Origin of the sequence: Jannaschia helgolandensis (genome assembly GCF_900109285.1) — a bacterium.
GTDB lineage: Bacteria > Pseudomonadota > Alphaproteobacteria > Rhodobacterales > Rhodobacteraceae > Jannaschia > Jannaschia helgolandensis.
The window spans coordinates 1-24,101 of sequence record NZ_FNZQ01000011.1 but is presented as its reverse complement, the minus strand read 5'-3'; the positions used below and the strand labels follow the sequence as shown (position 1 = coordinate 24,101).

General features: G+C 61.7%; 20 protein-coding genes and 1 tRNA gene. 19 read left to right on the top strand and 2 right to left on the bottom strand.

Going from position 1 to position 24,101, the window contains the following annotated elements; genetic code table 11:
- Positions 1-95, top strand: a 95-nt coding sequence (locus BMY38_RS18595) for an EF-Tu C-terminal domain-related protein (RefSeq protein WP_139204741.1), incomplete at its 5' end; no start/stop codon positions are given.
- Between the two features lie 200 nt (positions 96-295).
- Here the strand turns inward: BMY38_RS18595 and BMY38_RS17745 are convergent.
- Entirely contained in the window at positions 296-568 is a 273-nt protein-coding gene (locus tag BMY38_RS17745; RefSeq protein WP_092765378.1) for a hypothetical protein, read from the bottom strand.
- Between the two features lie 368 nt (positions 569-936).
- On the opposite strand from BMY38_RS17745, the gene BMY38_RS17740 reads away from it, so the two are divergent.
- The 14 genes from BMY38_RS17740 to BMY38_RS17675 all read left to right on the top strand — a co-directional run bounded on the left by BMY38_RS17740 (position 937) and on the right by BMY38_RS17675 (position 19,571).
- Positions 937-1,012 (top strand) — tRNA-Trp (locus BMY38_RS17740).
- Between the two features lie 250 nt (positions 1,013-1,262).
- Positions 1,263-3,329: a methyl-accepting chemotaxis protein gene (locus BMY38_RS17735; RefSeq protein ID WP_175495944.1), complete on the top strand. Its 2,067-nt coding sequence runs from the start codon at positions 1,263-1,265 to the stop codon at positions 3,327-3,329.
- Between the two features lie 527 nt (positions 3,330-3,856).
- Entirely contained in the window at positions 3,857-4,051 is a 195-nt protein-coding gene (secE, locus tag BMY38_RS17730) for a preprotein translocase subunit SecE (protein WP_092765382.1), read from the top strand.
- Positions 4,052-4,238: 187 nt separating this feature from the next.
- The gene (nusG, locus tag BMY38_RS17725; RefSeq protein ID WP_092765380.1) at positions 4,239-4,772 is read left to right on the top strand and encodes a transcription termination/antitermination protein NusG; all 534 of its coding nucleotides are present in this window, start codon (positions 4,239-4,241) and stop codon (positions 4,770-4,772) included.
- A gap of 156 nt (positions 4,773-4,928) precedes the next feature.
- Entirely contained in the window at positions 4,929-5,378 is a 450-nt protein-coding gene (rplK, locus tag BMY38_RS17720) for a 50S ribosomal protein L11 (protein ID WP_092765374.1), read from the top strand.
- Entirely contained in the window at positions 5,378-6,088 is a 711-nt protein-coding gene (rplA, locus tag BMY38_RS17715) for a 50S ribosomal protein L1 (RefSeq protein ID WP_092765372.1), read from the top strand. The genes rplK and rplA overlap by 1 nt, the downstream gene beginning before the upstream one ends.
- A 275-nt stretch (positions 6,089-6,363) precedes the next feature.
- Positions 6,364-6,876, top strand: a complete 513-nt coding sequence (rplJ, locus tag BMY38_RS17710) for a 50S ribosomal protein L10 (RefSeq protein ID WP_092765370.1) — start codon at positions 6,364-6,366, stop codon at positions 6,874-6,876.
- Between the two features lie 75 nt (positions 6,877-6,951).
- Positions 6,952-7,329 (top strand): 50S ribosomal protein L7/L12, encoded by a 378-nt coding sequence (gene rplL, locus BMY38_RS17705; protein ID WP_092765368.1) that lies wholly within the window; start codon positions 6,952-6,954, stop codon positions 7,327-7,329.
- A gap of 311 nt (positions 7,330-7,640) precedes the next feature.
- A complete protein-coding gene (gene rpoB / locus BMY38_RS17700; protein ID WP_092765366.1) occupies positions 7,641-11,780 on the top strand; it encodes a DNA-directed RNA polymerase subunit beta in 4,140 nt (1,379 codons plus the stop codon).
- Positions 11,781-11,864: 84 nt separating this feature from the next.
- Positions 11,865-16,106, top strand: coding sequence for a DNA-directed RNA polymerase subunit beta' (gene rpoC / locus BMY38_RS17695; RefSeq protein WP_092765364.1), 4,242 nt, complete (start codon positions 11,865-11,867; stop codon positions 16,104-16,106).
- Positions 16,107-16,240: 134 nt separating this feature from the next.
- Positions 16,241-17,068 (top strand): glycosyltransferase, encoded by an 828-nt coding sequence (locus BMY38_RS17690; protein WP_092765362.1) that lies wholly within the window; start codon positions 16,241-16,243, stop codon positions 17,066-17,068.
- Between the two features lie 70 nt (positions 17,069-17,138).
- Positions 17,139-18,026, top strand: a complete 888-nt coding sequence (locus tag BMY38_RS17685) for a DMT family transporter (protein WP_092765360.1) — start codon at positions 17,139-17,141, stop codon at positions 18,024-18,026.
- Positions 18,027-18,198: 172 nt separating this feature from the next.
- Positions 18,199-18,750 (top strand): imm11 family protein, encoded by a 552-nt coding sequence (locus BMY38_RS17680; protein ID WP_092765358.1) that lies wholly within the window; start codon positions 18,199-18,201, stop codon positions 18,748-18,750.
- A 269-nt stretch (positions 18,751-19,019) separates the two neighbouring features.
- Positions 19,020-19,571, top strand: coding sequence for an imm11 family protein (locus BMY38_RS17675; RefSeq protein ID WP_092765356.1), 552 nt, complete (start codon positions 19,020-19,022; stop codon positions 19,569-19,571).
- A gap of 22 nt (positions 19,572-19,593) precedes the next feature.
- Here BMY38_RS17675 and BMY38_RS17670 read toward each other — a convergent pair whose 3' ends face one another.
- The gene (locus BMY38_RS17670; RefSeq protein WP_139204740.1) at positions 19,594-20,433 is read right to left on the bottom strand and encodes a glycosyltransferase; all 840 of its coding nucleotides are present in this window, start codon (positions 20,431-20,433) and stop codon (positions 19,594-19,596) included.
- A gap of 334 nt (positions 20,434-20,767) precedes the next feature.
- Between BMY38_RS17670 and rpsL the strand changes: the two genes are divergently transcribed.
- The 4 genes from rpsL to BMY38_RS17650 form a co-directional block, all read left to right on the top strand.
- Positions 20,768-21,139, top strand: a complete 372-nt coding sequence (gene rpsL, locus BMY38_RS17665) for a 30S ribosomal protein S12 (protein ID WP_092765352.1) — start codon at positions 20,768-20,770, stop codon at positions 21,137-21,139.
- A gap of 100 nt (positions 21,140-21,239) precedes the next feature.
- Positions 21,240-21,710 (top strand): 30S ribosomal protein S7, encoded by a 471-nt coding sequence (gene rpsG, locus BMY38_RS17660; RefSeq protein WP_092765350.1) that lies wholly within the window; start codon positions 21,240-21,242, stop codon positions 21,708-21,710.
- 84 nt (positions 21,711-21,794) lie between these two features.
- Positions 21,795-23,921 carry an elongation factor G gene (fusA, locus tag BMY38_RS17655; RefSeq protein WP_092765348.1) on the top strand — a complete coding sequence of 709 codons (2,127 nt, stop codon included), beginning with the start codon at positions 21,795-21,797 and terminating at the stop codon, positions 23,919-23,921.
- Positions 23,922-24,007: 86 nt separating this feature from the next.
- On the top strand, positions 24,008-24,101 hold a 94-nt coding region (locus BMY38_RS17650), incomplete at its 3' end, for a GTP-binding protein (RefSeq protein WP_018590913.1).

Below are 24,101 nucleotides of genomic sequence, written 5' to 3'. Positions count from 1 at the left end.
TCGCGCCGATCGCGATGGAGCAGGGCCTGCGCTTCGCGATCCGCGAAGGCGGCCGCACGGTCGGCGCGGGCGTGGTGTCGAAGATTACCGAGTAAGGGTATCGACCCGCGAAGGCCGAGGCACGAACCGGAACGACAAGGGCCTCCCATCGGGAGGTCCTTGTCACGTGAGCGTCACGAGAGGGAAGGTCCGGTTGCGCCGGGAAGCCGACGGGATGGGCTTTTACAATGAGAAATGGCGCCCATAAAAAAAGGGCGGCCCAAGGACCGCCCCGTTCATCTTACCGAGAGTAGACTCAGTTGTTGGCGATGATCGCTTCGATCTGACCTTTTTTCTGGCCGTCCTGATCATCGGACTCGACGATAGCTTTGATTGCAGCGATCTGGCCCAGGGTCAGGTCGTCCAAGCTGTCGACCGGGATACCCATACGCTCGAAATCGCTCATCAGAGCTGTCTGAAGCATGTCAAAGCCTTGACCCATTTCGCTGGAAGGGTGCGAGTCGGCGAAGGCAGCGCCACCCGTGGCGAGTGCGGCGACCGTGGCGAGAGTTGCAATAGTGCGGTTCATGAAGTGCTCCTTTCAGGGGGCAATGGTTGTGCGAACGAACCTCAGATATAATCTCACGATCATTCCAAGACGTTGTTCACCGATACAACATTCGGACACAAAAAGGGTTCCCGGTATATTTGATATTTCACCCCAGGCGTTCCGATGACCATGAAAGGGATGGATAGGAGGATGCGACATCCGGTATTCCTCGCGATCTGTACATACCATTGATTTACAGATATTTTTGGCGCGGGTTGCCGGAAATCTGTCCATTCTGACCGATGGCATTGTTACTCCCAGCCGTCGATCCGTGCCGGATTCATGACAGACTTGTTATCTGACCCCTTGCGCCAGACCGGCAGCCCACTTATTCCCGCCTCACCTGCAGGGGTATAGCTCAGTTGGTAGAGCAGCGGATTCCAAATCCGCAGGTCTCGGGTTCGAATCCTGATGCCCCTGCCAGGTCAACCCGTCACCTCGGGACGGCTCATCCGAAATGCGACCCAAGTCTTCTCCGATCCGGAAGATCCCGTATCCTGCTGCCGCGGTTGTGACAGCAGGGTAAGCCGGGTGACGTTTCGACAGGACTGTTCGAAGGTGCATGCCCGGCCGCCGACATGGTGCGGCCCATCTGTCCGGCCCGGTTTGTGGCCCGAAAGCATTTGTTAAGATGCGATTGTTACTGGGGTCCGACGCCAATCGAGGTCTTTACATGCATGATTCTGATGACTGGACAGCGCCTGATGTTCAGGGTGGCAAGTCGGATGCGCCACCTGCCGGAAAGCGACATCGAAATCGCTTCGGATCACTTGGATTTCGGGTCACTGCCGGAATTCTCGCTGTTCTGACCTTGGGGATGGCCGCAATGTCGGGCGTCGCATTTCAGAATCTCCGGACTCAGGCCTTCTCAGACTTCCGCACAGCGTCTGAATTACAGGCAAGATTTCTGGCGGATGATGTGGCTGCCAAGGTCAAGGCATCAGACAAGGATAGCGCCGAACAGGCCGCAAGGGCGCTGCTCGATATCGACGGCATTGCAGCGCTGGGCGCGCGTGCGTTCCGCTCCAACGGAACCCTGATCTTTTCGATAACGATGAACGATGGGACGACCGTCTTCGACGGCGTCAGCCCGGCACCGACCAGGAAAACCTCTGTCGATCTCGGTACGAAACTCCTGGTGCGCATGCCGATGCGCTTGACTGACGAGCCATCCAACCATGCCATCGGCTGGGTCGAGATCGTATTCGATCAAAGTGCGGTCGCTGCCAGCATGGCGATCGGATGGGGATGGCTCCTGACGGCTTCGCTGCTTGTGATCGGCATGACCGGGGTGGCAACGTTGGTGATGCTGGAATTTGTGATCGAGCGACCCGTGGCCCGTATAGTTCAGGCGATGCAGTCCATTGCGCGGGATGAGGCCGATGTTCCGCTGATACAGGGCAACGTGACGGATTTGGGTTCGATCGAAGATGCCTTGCAGGTCTTTCAGGAGAATGTCCTGAAACGCCGCGCTCTGGACGAAGCGAACACCTTGACCATGACCCGCGATCAGGCGGTGCACGCGGAGATGGAGGAGACACATCAAGTCAATCGTGAACAGGCCGAACGAAGCGCGGTTGAAGCCCAACGCCAGTTCGACCGGGAAAGGGCGGATTGCCAGTGGCTTCAGCGCGACGTGGAACAGGTCATGACGGCCGTCGCCGATGGCGATTTCGATCTGCGGATAGAAGTGGAGAATGCGCCCGACGAGCAAAGGTCTCTGCGCGAAATGCTCAACGTCGCGATGGATCGGGTGCAGACCAGTATGAACGACGTCATTCACGTGCTGGCAGAGCTTCAGGCCGGGCGACTGGGTTCGCGCATGGGGGGACAGAGACCGGGTGCTTTTGCCAAGCTTCAATCGTCCACGAATGCCATGGCGACGCAACTCGAACGCGCTCTGGGCGATCTGTCACGCCACGCTGTCGGCATACTGGATGACAGCAGCGATCTCTCCGCATCGGCCGAGGACCTGTCAAAGCGAACCGAGCGGACGGCGGGGTCGCTTGCGGAAACGACGAATGCGCTGGAACAGATCGTAGGGTCGATCGCTGCAACAGCCGACCTTACATCAACGGCGCAGGGATTTGCCGAAAGCGCGCGCAGGGATGCCCGGCAAAGCGATCAGATCGTGCGCGATACAGTGCAATCGATGCAGGAAATCCAGTCGGTGTCGGTCGAAATCTCGCACACTCTGGGGGTTATCAACGACATTGCATTTCAGACGAACCTGCTTGCCTTGAATGCGGGTGTCGAGGCTGCGCGTGCAGGCGAAGCGGGCCGGGGTTTCGCCGTCGTCGCATCGGAGGTGCGGGCCTTGGCACAGCGGGCATCCGAGTCGGCGCAGCAGATCGGAACGCTGATCGCCACAAGTTCCGAGCAAATCAACACCGGCGTCCAGCGCGTCGCAATATCGGGTAAAACCCTGACATCGCTTGGCGACAGTATCGAAAGAATCGGCGATCAGGTGGCCGAAATCGCAGAAGCCTCGCGTTCACAGTCCAGTGCGGCCGCCGAAATCAACCGCGCCATGTCGGAAATCGACGGAGCCACGCAACAGAACACAGCCATGTTCGAAGAAATCACGACTGCAAACCAATCCCTGAAAGGCTCCGCTTCTCAGATGCTGCGCCTGATCGAAAAGTTCGACCTGACCGATGGGGGGAGTGACGATGCATGGACGACCGCGATGAATGCCACGCATCACGCTCTGACGCAGGACAAGGTCGGAACAGGGTAGCCGTCCTTGTCGCGTATGGGTCGGACCGACAAGAGAAGCATGCCCGACAAACATGTGCGACGTCTTCCGCAGAAGCAGACTAGTTCCGCAGAAGCTGACTAGTGACATGCAGGGCGAGACGCGGCGACCGGACTGTCTCAGCAGACCTATAAGCTGAGGAGAGACCAAAAGCAGAGGAGAGACCAATCTTGCCAAGGCCTGGTCCGGCGCTCCGATAAATGTGCGCACAGGTATTCTAACATGCGAGGCCGATAGCGAAACCTTGCAGCCCATCATGCGCCATCCATGAGACACACCCGATCAAGGCGGGCAAAGTGACGATACCCGACTGCGAATCGAGACCATGTGTCATCTAGACCGGGTGCCAACCAGACCTGCGGTCTGACCCACATCGCGCAACCGGTTGCCTGTCCGACCTCGCCAGGCGCCTTCGCCTTGCATCGGCGGGGCAGGCGTCATATCTCGCCAGAAGCCGGATGCGACCGATGTCGCGACCGACGGCAAGTCCAGATCAGGAGCATGAGACGATGGCGACGACCAACCCGCTGCAATTCATTCAGCAGACCCGTGCCGAGGTTTCCAAGATTTCCTGGCCGTCGCGCCGCGAAGTGATCCTGACCACCGTCATGGTGTTCATTCTGGCGGTACTGGCGGCGACATTCTTCTTTCTAGTCGATCTGGTGATCCGCACTGGTTTGACGGAAGTCCTCGCGGCTTTCTGATCGAAACGGCCCCAGGCTTTGCCGAAGGTCGTCGGCGGGCCTTGAATCCCCGTCGTCCGGGCGTTAGAGGGACCGGACTTTGGTATCGGCGGCGCGCATTGATTCGGGATGCGCGCTGTTTGACGTTTCGGGGCGGCGTGCCGCCGACCAGGGCGTCGGGACAAAACAAGAGGCGGACGGGCAAGACATGGCGAAGCGGTGGTATTCGGTCAGCGTGCTGTCCAACTTTGAAAAGCGGGTCGCGGAACACATTCGCACCGCTGTCGAAGAGCAGGGGCTGCATGACCAGATCGAAGAAGTTCTGGTCCCTACCGAGGAGGTGATCGAGGTCCGTCGCGGCAAGAAGGTGACGTCCGAGCGGCGCTTCATGCCCGGATACGTTCTGGTGCGGATGGAGATGTCGGACGAAGGCTATCACCTGGTCAACTCGATCAACCGGGTCACCGGCTTTCTGGGGCCGCAGGGTCGCCCGATGCCGATGCGCGACGCCGAGGTGAACCAGATCCTCAATCGCGTTCAGGAAGGCGAGGAGGCCCCGCGGTCCCTCATCACCTTCGAAATCGGCGAGGACGTCAATGTCGTCGACGGCCCCTTCGAAGGCTTCTCGGGCGAGGTCGAGGAAGTGGACGATGAAGCGCAGAGTCTGAAGGTTTCGGTTTCCATCTTTGGCCGGGCGACCCCGGTCGAGTTGAAATTCACGCAGGTGTCGAAAGCCACGTGATCTACCGGGCCTCCGCTTATGGTGGAGGCTCCGGACCCGGACGTGGGAGGGCAATGCTACGGCAGGCCCGAACCACGGCATAACGGCCCATCAAGCCCGGTATCGGGTGGGCGCATGTAGGGCGGGACATTTCCCGCCGCCGTAAGGAGAAAGCCAATGGCGAAGAAACTCGTCGGCACGATGAAGTTGCAGATCAAGGCCGGGCAGGCCAACCCCAGCCCGCCCGTCGGTCCCGCACTCGGTCAGCGTGGCATCAACATCATGGAATTCTGCAAGGCGTTCAACGCCAAGACGCAGGACATGGAGCCCGGCGCGCCGTGCCCCACCGTGATTTCGTATTATCAGGACAAGTCCTTCACGATGGAAATCAAGACGCCGCCGGCGTCGTATTACCTCAAGAAGGCGGCTGGCATGAAGCCCGTGGGCAAGCGCAACCGTCCCAAGGGCGCTGCACTTCCCGGTCGTGAGACCGTCGCCTCCGTCACCGTTAAACAGGTGCGCGAGATTGCGGAAGCGAAGATGAAGGATCTGTCGGCGAATGATGTCGAACAGGCCATGAAGATCATCGTGGGCTCGGCGCAGTCCATGGGCATCGAGGTGAAGTGATGGCAAAACTCGGTAAGCGCGCATCCGCAGCCCGCGCAGCATTCGCAGGCAAGGATGACATTTCGGTCGAAGAGGCCGTTGCTCTGGTCAAGGATAACGCCAAGGCAAAATTCGACGAAACCGTCGAGATTTCCATGAACCTGGGCGTCGATCCGCGCCACGCGGATCAGATGGTCCGGGGTGTCGTGTCACTGCCCAACGGCACTGGCAAGGACGTCCGCGTCGCGGTGTTCGCCCGTGGTCCCAAGGCCGAGGAAGCTCAGGCCGCCGGAGCCGATGTCGTCGGTGCCGAAGACCTGATGGAGATCGTCCAGTCGGGCAAGATCGATTTCGACCGCTGCATCGCCACCCCCGACATGATGCCGATCGTCGGTCGTCTGGGTAAGGTGCTGGGTCCGCGGAACCTGATGCCGAACCCGAAAGTCGGCACGGTGACGATGGACGTGGCGCAGGCCGTCAAGGACGCCAAGGGCGGACAGGTCCAGTTCAAGGTCGAAAAGGCCGGTGTGATCCACGCAGGTATCGGCAAGGCGTCGTTCGACAAGGACAAGCTGAAGCAGAACGTCATGGCATTCGTCGATGCCGTGGCCAAGGCCAAGCCGGCGGGATCCAAGGGGTCCTACATGAAAAAGATCTTCCTGAGCTCCACGATGGGCCCGGGTGTTTCGATCAACGTCGACAGCGCGACCGGCAACGAGCCGACTGCGTAGACGAATAAGAGGTTTGGTCCCTTTGGGGGCCGATCGGCGGGGTGGCGACACCCCGTCCTGTCCGAGACGGAGGGTCGGGGGAAACCCCAATAATTCCTTCCTGAGATGGGACCCGAGACTGATTTCCGAGGGCAACTTCGGGCGATCTGGCGCGGGGCCCTTCATTGGACCCGCTGGGCCGGGAAACCGGTCCGAAAGGGGGAGGGGTGACCCTTCCCATGAGCCGGGGGGCAACCCCCATTTCGTGGGGCAACCCACGGGACTTGGAGTAAACTGTGGATAGAGCGCAGAAAGAGAAACTGGTCGAGGACCTCGGCCAGATCTTCGAAAGCTCTGGCGTCGTGGTGGTTAGCCACTACGAGGGCATGACAGTTGCCGAGATGCAGGACCTGCGGGCGCGGATGCGCGATGCCGGGGGTTCTGTTCGCGTTGCCAAGAACAAGCTCGCCAAGATCGCCCTCGAGGGGAAAGCTGTCAGCAGTATTTCCGACTACCTCACGGGCATGACCGTATTCGGCTATTCCGAAGACCCCGTCGCTGCGGCGAAGGTTTTCGATGCGTATGCCAAGGACAACCAGAAGCTGGTTATCCTGGGTGGCGCGATGGGCGATACGGCGCTGGACGCCGCCGGTGTTGCAGCAGTCGCGAAGATGCCCAGCCGCGAGGAGCTTATCGCTTCCATCGTGGGCTGCATCGCCGCACCTGCTTCGAACATCGCGGGGGCCATTGGCGCGCCTGCTTCCAACATCGCCAGCATTCTTTCGACCATCGAAGAGAAGGCTGCCTGAAGCACCTGACGTCATCCCTCGTCGTGACCTTGAACGGCACGATACCGGAACACATCTTAATAGAACGGAAATCAAATGGCTGATCTGAAAAAACTCGCCGAAGACATCGTCGCCCTGACGCTGCTGGAAGCCCAGGAACTGAAAACCATCCTCAAGGACGAATATGGCATCGAGCCGGCTGCCGGTGGCGCCGTCATGATGGCTGCCGGTGGCGACGCCGGTGGCGCGGCTGCCGAAGAGCAGACCGAATTCGACGTCATCCTGAAGTCGGCAGGCGCCTCCAAGATCAACGTGATCAAGGAAGTCCGCGGCATCACGGGTCTGGGCCTGAAAGAAGCCAAGGACCTGGTTGAAGCCGGTGGCAAGGCCGTCAAGGAGCAGGTCTCCAAGGCCGAAGCCGACGAGATCAAGGGCAAGCTGGAAGCAGCTGGCGCCGAAGTCGAACTGAAGTAATCACGGCTTTGCCGTGACCGTGCGACCGCCCCGCGGTCGCACTCGGTCGCTGGACGGCGGCTTTGCTCTTCGCAAAGTCAGCCGAACCATCGATCCGGTCGGATAAAGAGGGTGGCAGCGGAGCTTCCGGTGCCACCCGCTCCTGTCTCGAAAAGCCCGTCATCATGGCGGACTTTTCCGGTCAGGAGGCGGACGGGGGCGCGCCTGTGGGATGGCGTGCCAGATGGTCCTCCTCGACGACCCATTCGCAAGCCCTGGCCCCCGGTGCCCGTCGGGAACCAAGGCGCGAAACTTGAAAAGGCGAGCACAACATGGCTCAGACGCAAGCGTCCTCCAAGCGTATCCGTCGGTATTACGGCAAACTGGTCGAAGTTCTCCAGATGCCGAACCTTATCGAAGTGCAGAAGTCGTCCTATGACCTCTTCCTGAAATCCGGCGATCAGGCCGAGCCGTCCGAGGGCGAAGGCCTGATGGGCACGTTCCAGTCGGTCTTCCCGATCAAGGATTTCAACGAGACGGCGATTCTCGAATTCGTCAAATACGAGCTTGAAGAGCCCAAGTACGACGTCGAGGAATGCCAGCAGCGCGACATGACCTATGCCGCCCCGCTTAAGGTAACTCTGCGCCTGATCGTGTTCGATATCGACGAAGATACCTCCGCCAAGTCGGTCAAGGACATCAAGGAACAGGACGTCTTCATGGGTGACATGCCCCTGATGACCAAGAACGGAACGTTCATCGTGAACGGCACCGAGCGTGTGATCGTGTCGCAGATGCACCGCTCGCCCGGTGTGTTCTTCGACCACGACAAGGGCAAGACGCACAGCTCGGGCAAGTTGCTGTTCGCCTGCCGGATCATCCCGTACCGCGGCTCCTGGCTGGACTTCGAGTTCGACGCCAAGGACCTGGTGTTCTGCCGCATCGACCGTCGCCGCAAACTGCCGGTGACGACGCTGCTCTATGCTCTCGGCATGGACCAGGAAGGCATCATGAATGCCTATTATGACACTGTCGATTTCACCCTGCGCAAGGACAAGGGCTGGTCGACCAAGTTCTTCCCCGAGCGTTACACCGGCACCCGTCCGGCGATGGATATCGTCGATGCGAACACCGGCGAAGTCGTCATGGAAGCCGGCAAGAAGGTCACCCCGCGTCAGGTCAAGAAACTGCGCGACGACGACAAGGTCGGCGACATCCTGGTGCCGTTCGACGGCATTATCGGCAAGTTCGCCGCCCGCGACATCGTGGACGAAACCAACGGCGCGATCTTCGTCGAGGCCGGTGACGAGCTGACGTGGGAGCTGGACAAGGCAGGCGAAGTTTCCGGCGGCACCCTGAAAGAGCTTCTGGATGCTGGCGTCACCGAGATTCCGGTTCTGGACATCGATAACGTCAACGTCGGCCCGTACATGCGGAACACGATGGCGGCCGACAAGAACTTGGGCCGCGATACCGCGCTGATGGACATCTACCGCGTCATGCGTCCGGGCGAGCCGCCCACTGTCGACGCGGCGCAGGCCCTGTTCGATCAGTTGTTCCGCGACAGCGAGCGTTACGACCTGTCCGCCGTGGGCCGGGTCAAGATGAACATGCGTCTGGACCTGGATGCCGAGGATACCGTCCGCACGCTGCGCGATGAAGACATCCTGGCCTGCATCAAGGCACTGGTCGAACTGCGCGACGGCCGTGGTGACATCGATGACATCGACCACCTCGGCAACCGCCGTGTGCGGTCCGTCGGCGAATTGATGGAGAACCAGTATCGCGTCGGCCTTCTGCGGATGGAGCGCGCCATCAAGGAGCGTATGTCGAGCGTAGAGATCGACACCGTCATGCCGCAGGACCTGATCAACGCGAAACCGGCCGCCGCCGCCGTGCGCGAATTCTTCGGTTCATCGCAGCTGTCGCAGTTCATGGACCAGACCAACCCGCTGTCGGAAGTGACGCACAAGCGTCGCCTGTCCGCGCTCGGGCCGGGTGGTCTGACCCGCGAACGTGCCGGTTTCGAAGTCCGCGACGTTCATCCGACCCACTATGGCCGGATGTGCCCGATCGAGACGCCGGAAGGCCCGAACATCGGTCTGATCAACAGCCTCGCGACCTATGCGCGCGTCAACAAGTACGGCTTCATCGAAACACCGTACCGCAAGGTCGTTGACGGTAAAATAACGGACGATGTGCAATACATGTCCGCGACCGAGGAAATGCGTCACACCGTTGCGCAGGCCAATGCGCAATTGACCGACGACATGAAGTTCCAGAACGAACTGGTGTCGACCCGTCAGTCCGGCGACTATAAATTGCAGTCCCGCGATAACGTCGACCTGATCGACGTCTCGCCCAAGCAGCTTGTCTCGGTCGCCGCGGCGCTGATCCCGTTCCTTGAGAACGACGACGCGAACCGCGCTCTGATGGGGTCGAACATGCAACGTCAGGCCGTGCCGCTTCTGCGCGCTGATGCTCCTTTCGTGGGCACCGGCATGGAAGAGGTCGTGGCTCGCGATTCCGGGGCGGCCATCATGGCCCGTCGCGGCGGCGTCATCGACCAGGTCGATGCCGAACGTATCGTCGTGCGCGCGACCGAGGATCTGATCCTTGGTGATGCGGGTGTCGATATCTACCGTTTGCGCAAGTTCCAGCGGTCGAACCAGAACACCTGCATCAACCAGCGTCCTCTGGTGAAGGTGGGCGACAATGTCAGCAAGAACGAAGTGCTGGCCGACGGTCCGTCGACCGACATGGGAGAACTGGCGCTCGGCAAGAACGTCATCGTCGCCTTCATGCCGTGGAACGGCTACAACTACGAAGACTCGATCCTGATCTCCGAGCGGGTTTCGCGCGACGACGTCTTCACCTCGATCCACATCGAGGAATTCGAAGTCGCCGCCCGTGATACCAAGCTCGGGCCGGAGGAAATCACCCGCGACATTCCCAACGTCGGCGAGGAAGCCCTGCGCAACCTCGACGAAGCGGGCATCGTCTATATCGGTGCGGATGTGGAGCCGGGCGATATCCTTGTGGGCAAGATCACCCCCAAGGGCGAAAGCCCGATGACGCCGGAAGAAAAGCTTCTGCGCGCCATCTTCGGCGAGAAGGCTTCGGACGTTCGCGATACCTCGTTGCGGGTCAAGCCGGGCGATTACGGCACCGTGGTCGAGGTTCGCGTCTTCAACCGTCACGGCGTCGAAAAGGACGAGCGGGCCCTGCAGATCGAGCGGGAACTGGTCGAACGTCTGGCCCGTGACCGGGATGACGAGCGCGAAATTCTGGACCGCAACATCTATGCGCGCCTGCGGTCGATGATTGAAGGTCAGAAGGCCGTGAAGGGCCCCAAGGGTTTCAAGTCTGGCACCGTCGTGACCGAAGAATCCCTGTCGATGCTGTCCTTCGGTCAGTGGTGGCAGATCGCGCTGGAGGACGAGGAGTCCGCCAAGCAGGTCGAAGCCCTGAACGAGCAGTACGAGATCCAGAAGCGCAGCATGGAAGCCCGCTTCGAGGATAAGGTCGAAAAGGTCCGCCGCGGCGACGACCTGCCGCCGGGTGTGATGAAGATGGTCAAGGTCTTCATCGCCGTGAAGCGCAAGCTTCAGCCGGGCGACAAGATGGCCGGCCGTCACGGCAACAAGGGCGTGATCTCCAAGGTCGTTCCGATGGAGGACATGCCGTTCCTGGCCGACGGGACCCCCGTCGACTTCTGTCTGAACCCGCTGGGCGTGCCGTCGCGCATGAACGTCGGTCAGATCCTCGAGACGCACATGGGCTGGGCCGCACGCGGTCTGGGCCTCAAGATCGACGAGGCGCTGGACGACTACCGGCGCAGCGGCGACCTGACCCCGGTGCGTGAAGCGATGAAGATCGCGTATGGCGAAGAAGCCTACGAAGAAGCGATGGCCGCGATGGACGAGGACACCCTCGTCGAATATGCGGGCAACGTTACGGCGGGCGTTCCGATTGCCACGCCGGTCTTCGACGGTGCCAAGGAAGGCGACGTCAACGATGCACTGCGGCGTGCCGGTTTCGACACCTCCGGTCAGTCCGATCTGTTCGACGGGCGCACCGGCGAGAAGTTCTCGCGCCAGGTGACCGTCGGGGTGAAGTACCTGCTCAAGCTGCACCACCTGGTCGACGACAAGATCCACGCCCGGTCCACCGGTCCGTATTCCCTCGTCACGCAGCAGCCGCTGGGCGGCAAGGCGCAGTTCGGTGGTCAGCGCTTCGGCGAGATGGAGGTCTGGGCGCTGGAAGCCTACGGCGCCGCCTACACCTTGCAGGAAATGCTGACGGTCAAGTCGGACGACGTGGCCGGACGGACCAAGGTCTATGAAAGCATCGTCAAGGGCGAGGACAACTTCGAGGCGGGCGTTCCCGAGAGCTTCAACGTTCTCGTCAAGGAAGTCCGCGGCCTCGGCCTGAACATGGAACTCCTGGATGCGGAGGAAGACGACGAGTGATGTCCGACAGGATCGTCACCCGATGGGGCGCGTATCGCGCGCGCCCCACGTCCCCCAACGCACCCTTTTCATAAAGGTATCAAGATGAACCAGGAACTGACGAACAACCCGTTCAACCCGATCGCTCCGCAAAAGGTTTTCGACGAGATCAAGGTCTCGCTGGCCTCCCCGGAGCGGATTCTCTCGTGGTCCTACGGCGAGATCAAGAAGCCCGAGACCATCAACTACCGGACGTTCAAGCCCGAACGTGACGGTCTTTTCTGTGCGCGCATCTTCGGTCCGATCAAGGACTACGAATGCCTGTGCGGCAAGTACAAGCGCATGAAGTATCGTGGCGTCGTCTGCGAGAAATGCGGCGTGGAAGTCACGCTGCAAAAGGTCCGCCGCGAGCGGATGGGCCATATCGAGCTGGCCTCGCCCGTCGCGCACATCTGGTTCCTCAAGTCGCTGCCCTCGCGCATCGGCCTGATGCTGGACATGACGCTCCGCGATCTGGAACGCATCCTGTATTTCGAGAACTATGTCGTGATCGAACCGGGCCTGACCGACCTCACCTACGGACAGTTGATGTCCGAGGAGGAGTTCATGGACGCGCAGGACAACTTCGGGGCCGACGCCTTCCAGGCGAACATCGGTGCCGAAGCCATCCGCGAAATGCTGGCCGCCATCGACCTGGAGCAGGAAGCCACGACCCTTCGCGAAGACCTGAAGGAAGCCACTGGCGAGCTGAAGCCCAAGAAGATCATCAAGCGTCTGAAGATCGTCGAAAGCTTCATCGAATCCGGCAACCGTCCGGAGTGGATGATCCTGACTGTCATCCCGGTCATCCCGCCCGAGTTGCGCCCGCTGGTGCCGCTCGACGGTGGCCGGTTCGCGACCTCGGACCTGAACGATCTGTATCGCCGGGTCATCAACCGCAACAACCGCCTGAAGCGGCTGATCGAATTGCGCGCGCCCGACATCATCGTCCGCAACGAAAAGCGGATGTTGCAGGAATCCGTCGATGCGCTGTTCGACAACGGTCGTCGTGGCCGCGTCATCACGGGTGCCAACAAGCGTCCGCTGAAGTCGCTGTCCGACATGCTCAAGGGCAAGCAGGGCCGCTTCCGCCAGAACCTTCTGGGCAAGCGGGTCGACTTCTCGGGCCGGTCCGTCATCGTGACGGGACCGGAGCTGAAGCTGCATCAGTGCGGCCTGCCGAAAAAGATGGCGCTCGAATTGTTCAAGCCGTTCATCTATTCCCGGCTTGAGGCCAAGGGCCTGTCGTCCACGGTCAAGCAAGCCAAGAAACTGGTCGAGAAAGAGCGTCCCGAAGTCTGGGACATTCTGGATGAGGTCATCCGCGAACACCCCGTCATGCTGAACCGTGCGCCCACACTGCACCGTCTTGGCATTCAGGCGTTCGAACCTGTTCTGATCGAAGGCAAGGCGATCCAGCTTCACCCGCTGGTCTGTTCGGCCTTCAACGCCGACTTCGACGGTGACCAGATGGCCGTTCACGTGCCGCTGAGCCTCGAGGCGCAGCTGGAATGCCGCGTCCTGATGATGTCGACCAACAACGTGCTGTCGCCCGCCAACGGCGCACCGATCATCGTGCCGTCGCAGGACATGATCCTCGGCCTGTACTACGTGTCGATGGAACGTGCGGGCATGAAGGGCGAAGGCATGATCTTCTCCTCGGTGGACGAGGTCGTTCATGCTCTCGACGCCGGCGAGGTGCATCTGCACGCCAAGATCAAGGCGCGCGTCACCCAGATCGACGAGATGGGCGAGGAAGTCGGCGTCATCTTCGACACCACACCGGGACGCGTGCGTCTGGGTGCGATGCTGCCGATGAACGCCAAGGCCCCCTTCGATCTGGTCAACCGTCTGCTGCGCAAGAAAGAGGTGCAGCAGACCATCGACACCGTCTACCGCTACTGCGGTCAGAAGGAATCGGTGATCTTCTGCGACCAGATCATGACGCTGGGCTTCCGCGAAGCCTTCAAGGCGGGCATTTCGTTCGGCAAGGACGACATGGTCATTCCCGACAGCAAGTGGCCGATCGTCGACGCGACGCGCGATCTGGTGAAGGACTTCGAGCAGCAGTACATGGACGGCCTGATCACTCAGGGCGAAAAGTACAACAAGGTCGTGGATGCCTGGTCGAAGTGTAACGACAAGGTCACCGAGGCGATGATGTCCAACATCTCCATCGCCGGGGTCGACGAGAACGGTGCCGAGAACGAGCCGAACTCGGTCTACATGATGGCCCACTCCGGTGCCCGTGGCTCGGTCACGCAGATGAAACAGCTGGGCGGAATGCGCGGCCTGATGGCCAAGCCGAACGGCGACATCATCGAGACGCCGATCATCTCGAACTTCAAGGAAGGTCTGACCGTTCTTGAATACTTCAACTCGACCCACGGCGCGCGCAAAGGTCTGTCGGACACCGCGCTCAAGACGGCGAACTCGGGCTATCTGACCCGTCGTCTGGTCGATGTGGCGCAGGACTGCATCGTTCGCGTGGACGACTGCGGTACCGAAAACGCCATCACGGCGACCGCTGCGGTCAACGACGGTGAAGTCGTCGCGACCCTGGCCGAGCGTGTGCTGGGCCGCGTTGCTGCCGACGATGTCCACGTTCCGGGCACCGACGAGGTCATCGTCAAGAAAGGCGAGCTGATCGACGAACGCAGTGCGGACATCATCGACACGGCATCTGTCGCGTCGATGCGCATCCGCTCGCCCCTGACCTGTCAGGCCGAAGAAGGCGTCTGCGCCACCTGCTACGGCCGTGATCTGGCCCGTGGCACCAAGGTGAACCTCGGCGAAGCTGTCGGCATTATCGCCGCGCAGTCCATCGGCGAGCCGGGCACACAGCTGACGATGCGGACGTTCCACATCGGCGGCGTGGCCCAGGGTGGTCAGCAGTCGTTCATGGAAACCTCGGTTTCCGGTAAGGTCGAATTCCGCAATGCGAACACCCTGATGAACGAAGCCGGTGGCAACGTCGTCATGGGGCGCAACATGCAGATGGCCATCATCGACGAAAACGGAGAGGAGCGGTCGTCCCACAAGCTGGGCTACGGCACGACCCTGTTCGTGACCGATGGCCAGAAGGTCGAACGCGGCGACAAGCTGTTCGAATGGGACCCGTTCACCCTGCCGATCATCGCCGAAGCCGACGGCAAGGCGAAGTTCGTCGACCTCTACGCGGGCATCTCCGTCCGGGACGAGACCGACGACGCGACCGGCATGACACAGAAGATCGTGTCGGACTGGCGTTCGGCGCCCAAGGGCAACGAGCTGAAGCCCGAGGTCATCATCGTCGGTGAAGACGGGGAGCCGGTTCGCAACGACGCCGGAAACCCGATGACCTACGCCATGTCGGTGGACGCCATCCTGTCCATCGAAGACGGCCAGATGATGAAGGCCGGCGACGTCGTCGCGCGTATCCCGCGCGAAGGTGCCAAGACCAAGGACATCACCGGTGGTCTGCCACGGGTGGCGGAACTGTTCGAAGCGCGGCGTCCCAAGGACAACGCGATCATCGCCGAACGCGACGGCTATGTGAAATTCGGCAAGGATTACAAGAACAAGCGCCGGATCACGGTCGTTCCTGCCGACGAAAGCCTGGAGCCGATCGACTACATGGTGCCCAAGGGCAAGCACATCCCGGTGGCCGAAGGCGACTTCGTCCAGAAGGGTGACTACATCATGGACGGCAACCCCGCGCCGCACGACATCTTGCGGATCATGGGGATCGAGGCGCTGGCCGACTATCTGATCGACGAAGTGCAGGACGTGTATCGCCTGCAGGGCGTGAAGATCAACGACAAGCACATCGAGGTCATCGTCCGCCAGATGCTTCAGAAGTTCGAAGTCCTCGACTCGGGCGAAACGACGCTTCTGAAGGGCGAACATGTCGACAAGGCCGAACTGGAAGAAGCCAACGCCAAGGCCGAAAAGCGAGGCGACCGGCAGGCCATCGCCGAGCCGATCCTGCTGGGCATCACCAAGGCGTCGCTGCAGACCCGCAGCTTCATCTCGGCGGCCTCGTTCCAGGAAACCACGCGGGTGCTGACCGAAGCTTCGGTTCAGGGCAAGCGCGACAAGCTGGTCGGCCTGAAGGAGAACGTCATCGTCGGTCGTCTGATCCCGGCGGGCACCGGTGGCGCGACCCAGAAGATGCGCGCCATCGCGACCGAACGGGACAGCGTCGTCATCGAAGCCGCCCGGATCGAAGCCGAAAAGGCCGCGGCCCTGGCCGCGCCCGAGCCGACGTCGTCTGCCGAAGACGCGTTCAAGACGCCCGAACCGGCGGCCGAGACGGCCGAGGACTGATCCTGGCATCCTGACAAAACATACCCCCGCCGGAGCGATCCGGCGGGGGTTTTTCGTTCCCGCATACCCGCAACTGCGTCCTGCTTGTCGTGACATGTCTTGCCGCAGCCGCGCCCCCATGCGACGCAAACTCCATGACCGTTCGCAACCAGATCATCGGCCTGATCCGCTTCAGCTATCCGGCCACCGAAGGCTTTGCCGTCAGCGGCATGGACGAAGACGCACTGCTGGCGATGCTCTACGATCCTGCGCGTCTGGCCAGCCGGTTCGCCTACCTCGAAACCATTACCCTGCCGTCGCTGGCCGCCCAGACCGACGGCGATTTCACCTGCGTTATCCTTGCGGGCGACACGCTGCCTGACGCTTGCAAGAAACGCCTGCGGGCACTGCGCGACCGCTTCCCTTTCGTCCGCCCGATCTTCATGGAACGGATGGGACCGCTGCCGTCCGCCAAGCGCAGTTTCCGCCGCGCCGTCCGCGACGGCACCACCCATGTCACCGGCTTCCGCCTTGACGACGACGATGCGCTTGCCGTCGACTACATCGCGAAAACACGCGACCGCGCCGACCGACTGATTGCCGGTGGCTTCGCCGACAATCCCCTCGCCATAGCCTTCACGCGCGGCCTCTACTGGGACCTGAACGACCGGGCCGCGCCGTTCCGCGAATTCCGCGAGACATATGCCCCCAGCCTTGCCTGCGCGATGGTCACATCGCCCGACATGGACACCTGTATTTATCGCTACAACCATCGGAGGCTGGCCAGTTTCATCCCGACCTGGCTGGAGCCGGGCGGCGCCGCGATGTTCATCCGCACCCTGCATGACACCAATGACAGCGGGCGCAGCATCCCGCCGCATTCCAAACCGATGGACACGGTGCAGGGTCGCAAGCTGCTGGTGACGCGCTTCGGGCTGGACCCGGACGTCGCGATGGGTCTGATGCGGGGCGGCGCGTCGTGATGCGGGCGGAGGCCCCCGACCTGCATCTGACCGGACACGCCGGGCGGTCCGGGCCGAAGGAGGACCTTCGGTGAACGATAACATTCGCGGCGCGTCCTTCATGGTGGCGTCGATGGCGACGTTCACACTCAACGACGCCACCATCAAATATCTGGCCCAGGGCATGCCGACGTTTCAGGTCGTGTTCCTGCGCGGTGTCGGCGCGACGCTGCTGATCGTCCTGCTGGCGCATCTGACCGGCGCGCTGCGCAAGCCGATCCCGCGGGACGACTGGAAATGGGTGATCGGGCGGTCCCTGGCCGAAGTCGCCAGCTTCTATCCCTTCATCCTCGCCCTGACGCATATGCCGCTCGCCAATGTCACCGCGATCCTGCAAGCCCTGCCGCTGATGATCACGGCGGCGGGCGCGATATTCATGGGCGAACGCGTCGGCTGGCGACGCTGGTCGGCCATCGCGGTCGGTTTCGTCGGCGTGCTGATGATCGTGCGACCCGGCGGCGACGACTTCGACCGCTGGTCGCTGGCGGCACTGGCGGCGGTGCTGACGATCACCCTGCGCGAACTCATCACCCGCCGCCTGTCGCGCGACGTGCCCTCGCTCAAGGTCGCGATCTTCACCGCCCTCGGCGTGATGCTGCTGGGCCTGTTCATGTCGCTGCGCGAGCCATGGGGCGCGGTCACGCCGGGGCAGGGCGGTCTGCTGGTCGTCGCCTCGATGTTCATCCTCGGCGGTTACCTGTTCTCGATCATGGCGATGCGCGTGGGCGAAGTCGCCGCCGTCACCCCGTTCCGCTACACCGCGCTGATCTGGGGCCTGATGCTGGGCTGGCTGGTGTTCGGCGACTGGCCGAAACCGATGACGCTGGCGGGGGCGGCGCTGGTGGCCGCAACGGGTCTGTATACCCTCTGGCGCGAAGGCCGCCGCGCCCCGATGCCCCGCCCGAACGCGCCGCGATAACACGACGAACGGAACCTGCCGTTATGGATGCGGCGGGCATGAGACAGACGGAGACTGCAACATGACTTGGATCATCAAAAGAACTTCGGATGGCCGAGGGGGGCATATATCTACGAGTTCATATGATCTCCGCACCAAATCCGGTTGGCCGCTTGCACTGAAATCCGTGAAAATGGCAGCGGTCTATGCAGGTATCTTCAAAGGAGAAAGGGGCGACCTTGATCCGGCCCTTCTGCCCAAAGTCTTTGTCGTCGAGAAAAAGCGGAAAGTCTTTCCCGATATGTGGTGGGGCGAGAGCGCTCTCCTGATCATCTCCGATGCCCTGCGCAGGGTGATCGAGGCGCACGATCCCGGCAAGCATATCATCTGGCCGGTTGAGATGCTGACCAAACGCGGCCAGCCCTATCCCGGTCCCTTCTTCGCCTTCGTCCCCGCCGTTCATGCCGCCGCGATCAGCGAAAGCCACAGTGACGTTCGGATCAGCGAAGAGCGGTTCTCGCCCGCGACGCCTGTCATATCCGCTCATACCTCTCCACGGTTCGTACACTTGAACTACAGCTATGACGTCGGTGTTCTCTGCAAGGACATTCCAGATGCAAATCTGTGGTGGGATCATGGGCTGTCGTTTCCCCAGCTTCTCACGTCGGACGCGCTTCACGATGCGATTGTCGCGGCGGGGCTGAAGGTCATTCCGATGAAACGGGTCATGGAAATCGACGACTGACCGGCACGACCCGCGCGCGTGTTCAGAAACTCCGCCGGATCGCCTTGAGATCCAGCGCGAACCGCCGCCGCAACTCCGCCCGAACGCGCCGCGATGAGGCGGCGAACGGAACCTGCCGCTCCCTGCGGCGCGGACACGACTAAGATAGAGAGAGCAACATGACCTGGATCATCAAGATAACGCCGGATGGCCGAGGGGGACATATCTCTACGACTGCATATGATCCTCGTACCAAATCCGCTTGGCCGCTTAGACAACAGTCGACAAAGATGGCAGCGATCTATGCAGGCATTTTCAAAGGAGACAGGGGCGACCTTGATCCGGCCCTTCTGCCCATGGTCTTTGTCGTCGAGAAAAAGCGGAAAGCCTTTCCCGATATGTGGTGGGGCGTGAGCGGTCTCCTGATCATCTCCGATGCCCTGCGCAGGGTGGTCGAGGCGCACGATCCCGGCAAGCATATCATCTGGCCGGTTGAGATGCTGACCAAACGCGGGGAGCCCTATCCCGGTCCCTTTTTCGGGTTTGTCCCCGCCGTTCATGCGGCCGCGATCAGCGAAAGCCACAGTGACGTTCGGATCAGCGAAGAGCGGTTCAATCCCGCGACGCCTGTAATGTCCGCTTATACCTCTCCGAGGCGCGTGCATCTGAACTACAGCTACGACGTCGGCATCCGCCGCACGGACATTCCCGATGCCAATCTGTGGTGGGACCACGGGCTGTCGGTTCCCCAGCTTCTCACGTCGGACGCGCTTCACGATGCGATTGTCGCGGCGGGGCTGAAAGTCATTCCGATGAAACGGGTCTTGGAAATCGACGACTGACCGGGACGACCCGCGCGCGTGTTCAGAAACTCCGCCGGATCGCCTTCAAATCCAGCGCGAACCGCCGCCGCAACTCCGCCCTTCGCTCCTCGTCTGCCGGTATCAGCCGCTCGACCTGTGCCCGCACGCCGCTGTCGTTCGTCCCGTCCACGCCGCGCAGCCACATCGGCGCGTCGGGCAGGGTGATCGACGGCATCAACGTCCCGATCCGGTGGTGCGGAAAATGCAGGGCGGTGCGGGTATTCGTCGGCGCCAGAAATACCGCCTGCGCGACGCCCAGATGCGGGTTGAACGTCGCCTCGGTGCGGGGGCCGTCCGGCGTCAGGCCCAGCAGATAGCCTTGGTTGAAGTCGATGGTCAGCCGCTTGTGCCGCTCCCAAAAGGGTCGCACATCGGCAAAGGTTTCGCGCGACCGCGCCACGAACCGACGCCCCACCCCGTCATCGTCGTCGTGGCGGAACTGCATCGTGGGTGGCCCGTCCGGGTCGATGAACGGCAGCACGACATTGCGGATCGCCTCGCGGTATTGCTCCGCCGGATGAAAGACGACATGCCCGCCCTTCAATCCCGATACCAGCGACACCAGGCGCGACCGCCACGGCTCGGGCAGGGCGTCACCGGTCATGACGATGGTGCGGAAATCGCCGTCGGTCTGCGCCGCCAGCGTCCGCAGGCAGACATGCTCCAGCGTGCGGAACCGCGTCTCCATCCGGTCGGGGTGCCAAAGGTAAGCCTGCCGCGCCTCGACCGTGTCGTGTTCGGTCTGGAAGCCGCCGAGGCCGGGATAGGCAAATCGCGTGATGGCGAGGATCTGGAGGTCGGACATGGCCGCGACGGTGGCCCGTCCTGCCGGGGCTGGCAAGTCTCTCCGGAAGGCCCCGCCGAAAGACGTCCGACGTGGATCACCCGCAGATCACCCGTGCGTCCCCTGCCCGCCCGCCCCGCCTCGCGGCGGCAACGGACCCACGTTGACACCCCCCGGCGATTCCCCTATGTCGGCCTCAATTCGGTCCGGGTGATGTCTCATCCGGGGTCCGGCACGCCAGAACCTATCGGTCACGATCCGGGATACTGCTTCCCGATCCTCTGTCATCAAACCGCATCGCCCAGGTCGGAATTCCGGGTGGCTGCGGTCAATTGGTTTTGTCGCGTTGGAAGCCGGACACGTATTTGAATAACAAATGGGGACACCCTCAATGCCCACCATCCAGCAGCTGATCCGTAAACCGCGGCAGCCCAAGGTCCGAGCTTCCAAGTCGCAGCACCTCGAAGGCTGCCCGCAGAAGCGTGGCGTCTGCACGCGCGTCTATACGACGACGCCGAAGAAGCCGAACTCGGCCATGCGGAAGGTCGCCAAAGTGCGCCTGACCAACGGTTTCGAGGTCATCAGCTACATTCCCGGTGAATCGCACAACCTGCAGGAACACAGCGTCGTGCTGATCCGCGGCGGTCGTGTGAAAGACCTTCCCGGCGTGCGCTACCACATCCTGCGCGGTGTGCTCGATACGCAGGGCGTCAAGGATCGTCGCCAGCGTCGTTCCAAATACGGTGCCAAGCGTCCGAAGTGATGCCGCCGGTGCGTCCCCGGACCCGGTCCGGGGATATCTCTCATTCCGCATGTCCGGGGGCCTCCCCGGAATGACGACACAACGCTAGAAGGGGTCCCAGATGTCCCGCCGTCACGCCGCAGAAAAACGCGAAGTCCTGCCCGACGCCAAGTATGGCGACAAGGTTCTGACCAAGTTCATGAACAACCTGATGATCGATGGCAAGAAAGCCGTCGCCGAGCGCATCGTCTACAACGCGATGGATCGCGTCGAGGCCAAGCTGAAGCGCTCGCCCATCGAGGTGTTCGTCGAGAGCCTCGAAAACATCAAGCCCTCGGTCGAGGTGCGTTCGCGCCGCGTCGGTGGTGCCACCTATCAGGTGCCTGTGGAAGTCCGGCCCGAGCGTCGGGAGGCCCTTGCCATCCGCTGGCTGATCAAGGCCGCCCGCGCCCGCAACGAGAACACCATGGAAGAGCGTCTGGCCGGTGAACTGGTCGATGCCGTCCAGTCCCGTGGTTCCGCCGTCAAGAAGCGCGAAGATACCCACAAGATGGCCGACGCCAACAAGGCGTTCAGCCACTACCGCTGGTGATTTTCGCACCTATCTAAGCATTGACACGGGGGCCCGGTCCGAGGCCCCCGCACCCGTTTTTTCCTCCTATCTGAGGTACGCCCCATGGCACGCGATTATCCCCTCGCCCGATACCGCAACTTCGGCATCATGGCCCACATCGACGCGGGCAAGACGACCTGCTCCGAGCGGATTCTGTTCTACACCGGCAAGTCCCACAACATCGGCGAAGTCCACGACGGCGCCGCCACGATGGACTGGATGGAGCAGGAGCAGGAGCGTGGCATCACGATCACCTCCGCCGCGACCACGACCTTCTGGCAGCGCCAGGAAGAGCCGACCGCCGATGCGACCTCCGATACCAAGTATCGCATGAACATCATCGACACGCCCGGCCACGTCGACTTCACCATCGAAGTCGAGCGTTCGCTGGCCGTGCTTGACGGTGCTGTCGCTGTGCTGGACGCCAACGCCGGGGTCGAGCCTCAAACCGAAACCGTCTGGCGTCAGGCCGACCGCTACAAGGTTCCGCGCATCGTCTTCGTCAACAAGATGGACAAGATCGGTGCCGACTTCTTCAACTGCGTGAAGATGATCAAGGACCGCACCGGCGCGACTCCGGCCCCGATCCAGATTCCGATCGGCGCCGAGACCGAACTGGAAGGCATGGTCGACCTCGTCACCATGGAGGAGTGGGTCTGGGAAGGCGAAGATCTGGGCGCATCCTGGGTCAAGAAGCCGATCCGCGACAGCCTGAAGGCGCAAGCCGATGAATGGCGCGCCCACCTTATCGAGACCGCGGTCGAGATGGACGACGAAGCAATGGAAAACTATCTGATGGACGGCGCCGAGCCGGACGTCGATACCCTGCGCTCGTTGATCCGCAAGGGCACGCTGGCCATCAAGTTCATTCCGGTCCTGTGCGGCTCGGCGTTCAAGAACAAGGGCGTGCAGCCTTTGCTGAACGCGGTCATCGACTATCTGCCCAGCCCGCTGGACGTGGTCGATTACATGGGCTTCAAACCGGGCGACGAGGATGAAGTCCGCAACATTCCGCGCCGTGCGGACGACAACATGCCGTTCTCGGGCCTGGCCTTCAAGATCATGAACGATCCCTTCGTCGGCTCGCTGACCTTCACGCGCATCTATTCGGGCGTCCTCAACAAGGGCGACACGATGCTCAACTCCACCAAGGGGAAGAAAGAGCGTGTGGGCCGGATGATGATGATGCACTCGATCAACCGCGAGGAGATCGAGGAGGCCTTTGCCGGCGACATCATCGCGCTTGCGGGTCTGAAAGACACGACCACCGGCGACACGATCTGCGATCCGCAGGATCCGGTCGTTCTGGAAACCATGACCTTCCCCGATCCGGTCATCGAGATCGCGGTCGAACCCAAGACCAAGGCCGACCAGGAAAAGATGTCGCAGGGCCTGGCCCGTCTGGCCGCCGAGGATCCGTCCTTCCGCGTCGAAACCGATATCGAATCCGGTCAGACGATCATGAAGGGGATGGGGGAACTTCACCTCGATATCCTGGTCGACCGCCTGAAACGCGAATTCAAGGTCGAGGCCAACATCGGCGCGCCGCAGGTGGCCTATCGTGAAACCATCGACCGCGAAGTCGAGCATACCTACACGCACAAGAAGCAATCGGGTGGGTCCGGTCAGTTCGCCGAAGTGAAGCTGCTGATTTCCCCGACCGAGCCTGGCGAAGGGTTCTCCTTCGAATCCAAGATCGTCGGTGGTGCGGTGCCCAAGGAATACATTCCGGGCGTCGAGAAGGGCATCAAGTCGGTCATGGACTCCGGTCCGCTGGCGGGCTTCCCGGTCATCGACTTCAAGGTGCAGCTGCTGGACGGCAAGTTCCACGACGTCGACTCCTCGGTCCTCGCGTTTGAAATCGCGGGCCGGATGGGTATGCGCGAAGGGATGCGCAAGGCCGGTGCGAAACTGCTGGAACCGATCATGAAGGTCGAAGTGATCACGCCCGAGGAATACACGGGCGGCATCATCGGCGACCTGACCTCGCGTCGCGGTCAGGTGCAGGGGCAGGACACGCGCGGCAACGCCATCGCGATCGACTGCTACGTGCCGCTGGCCAACATGTTCGGTTATATCAACACGCTGCGGTCGATGTCGTCGGGTCGTGCGAACTTTACGATGCAGTTCGACCACTACGAGCCGGTGCCTCAGAACATCTCGGAAGAGATCCAGAAAAAATACGCATAATCGGTGCGGCGGGGTGATCCCCGCCCTCCCAGTCGCAATGTAGGGCGGGGGTTCCCGCCGCTCCCAAAATTGAAGGAGACCTTCCCATGGCGAAGGCAAAGTTCGAACGCAACAAACCGCATGTGAACATCGGTACGATCGGTCACGTTGACCATGGCAAGACGACGCTGACGGCGGCGA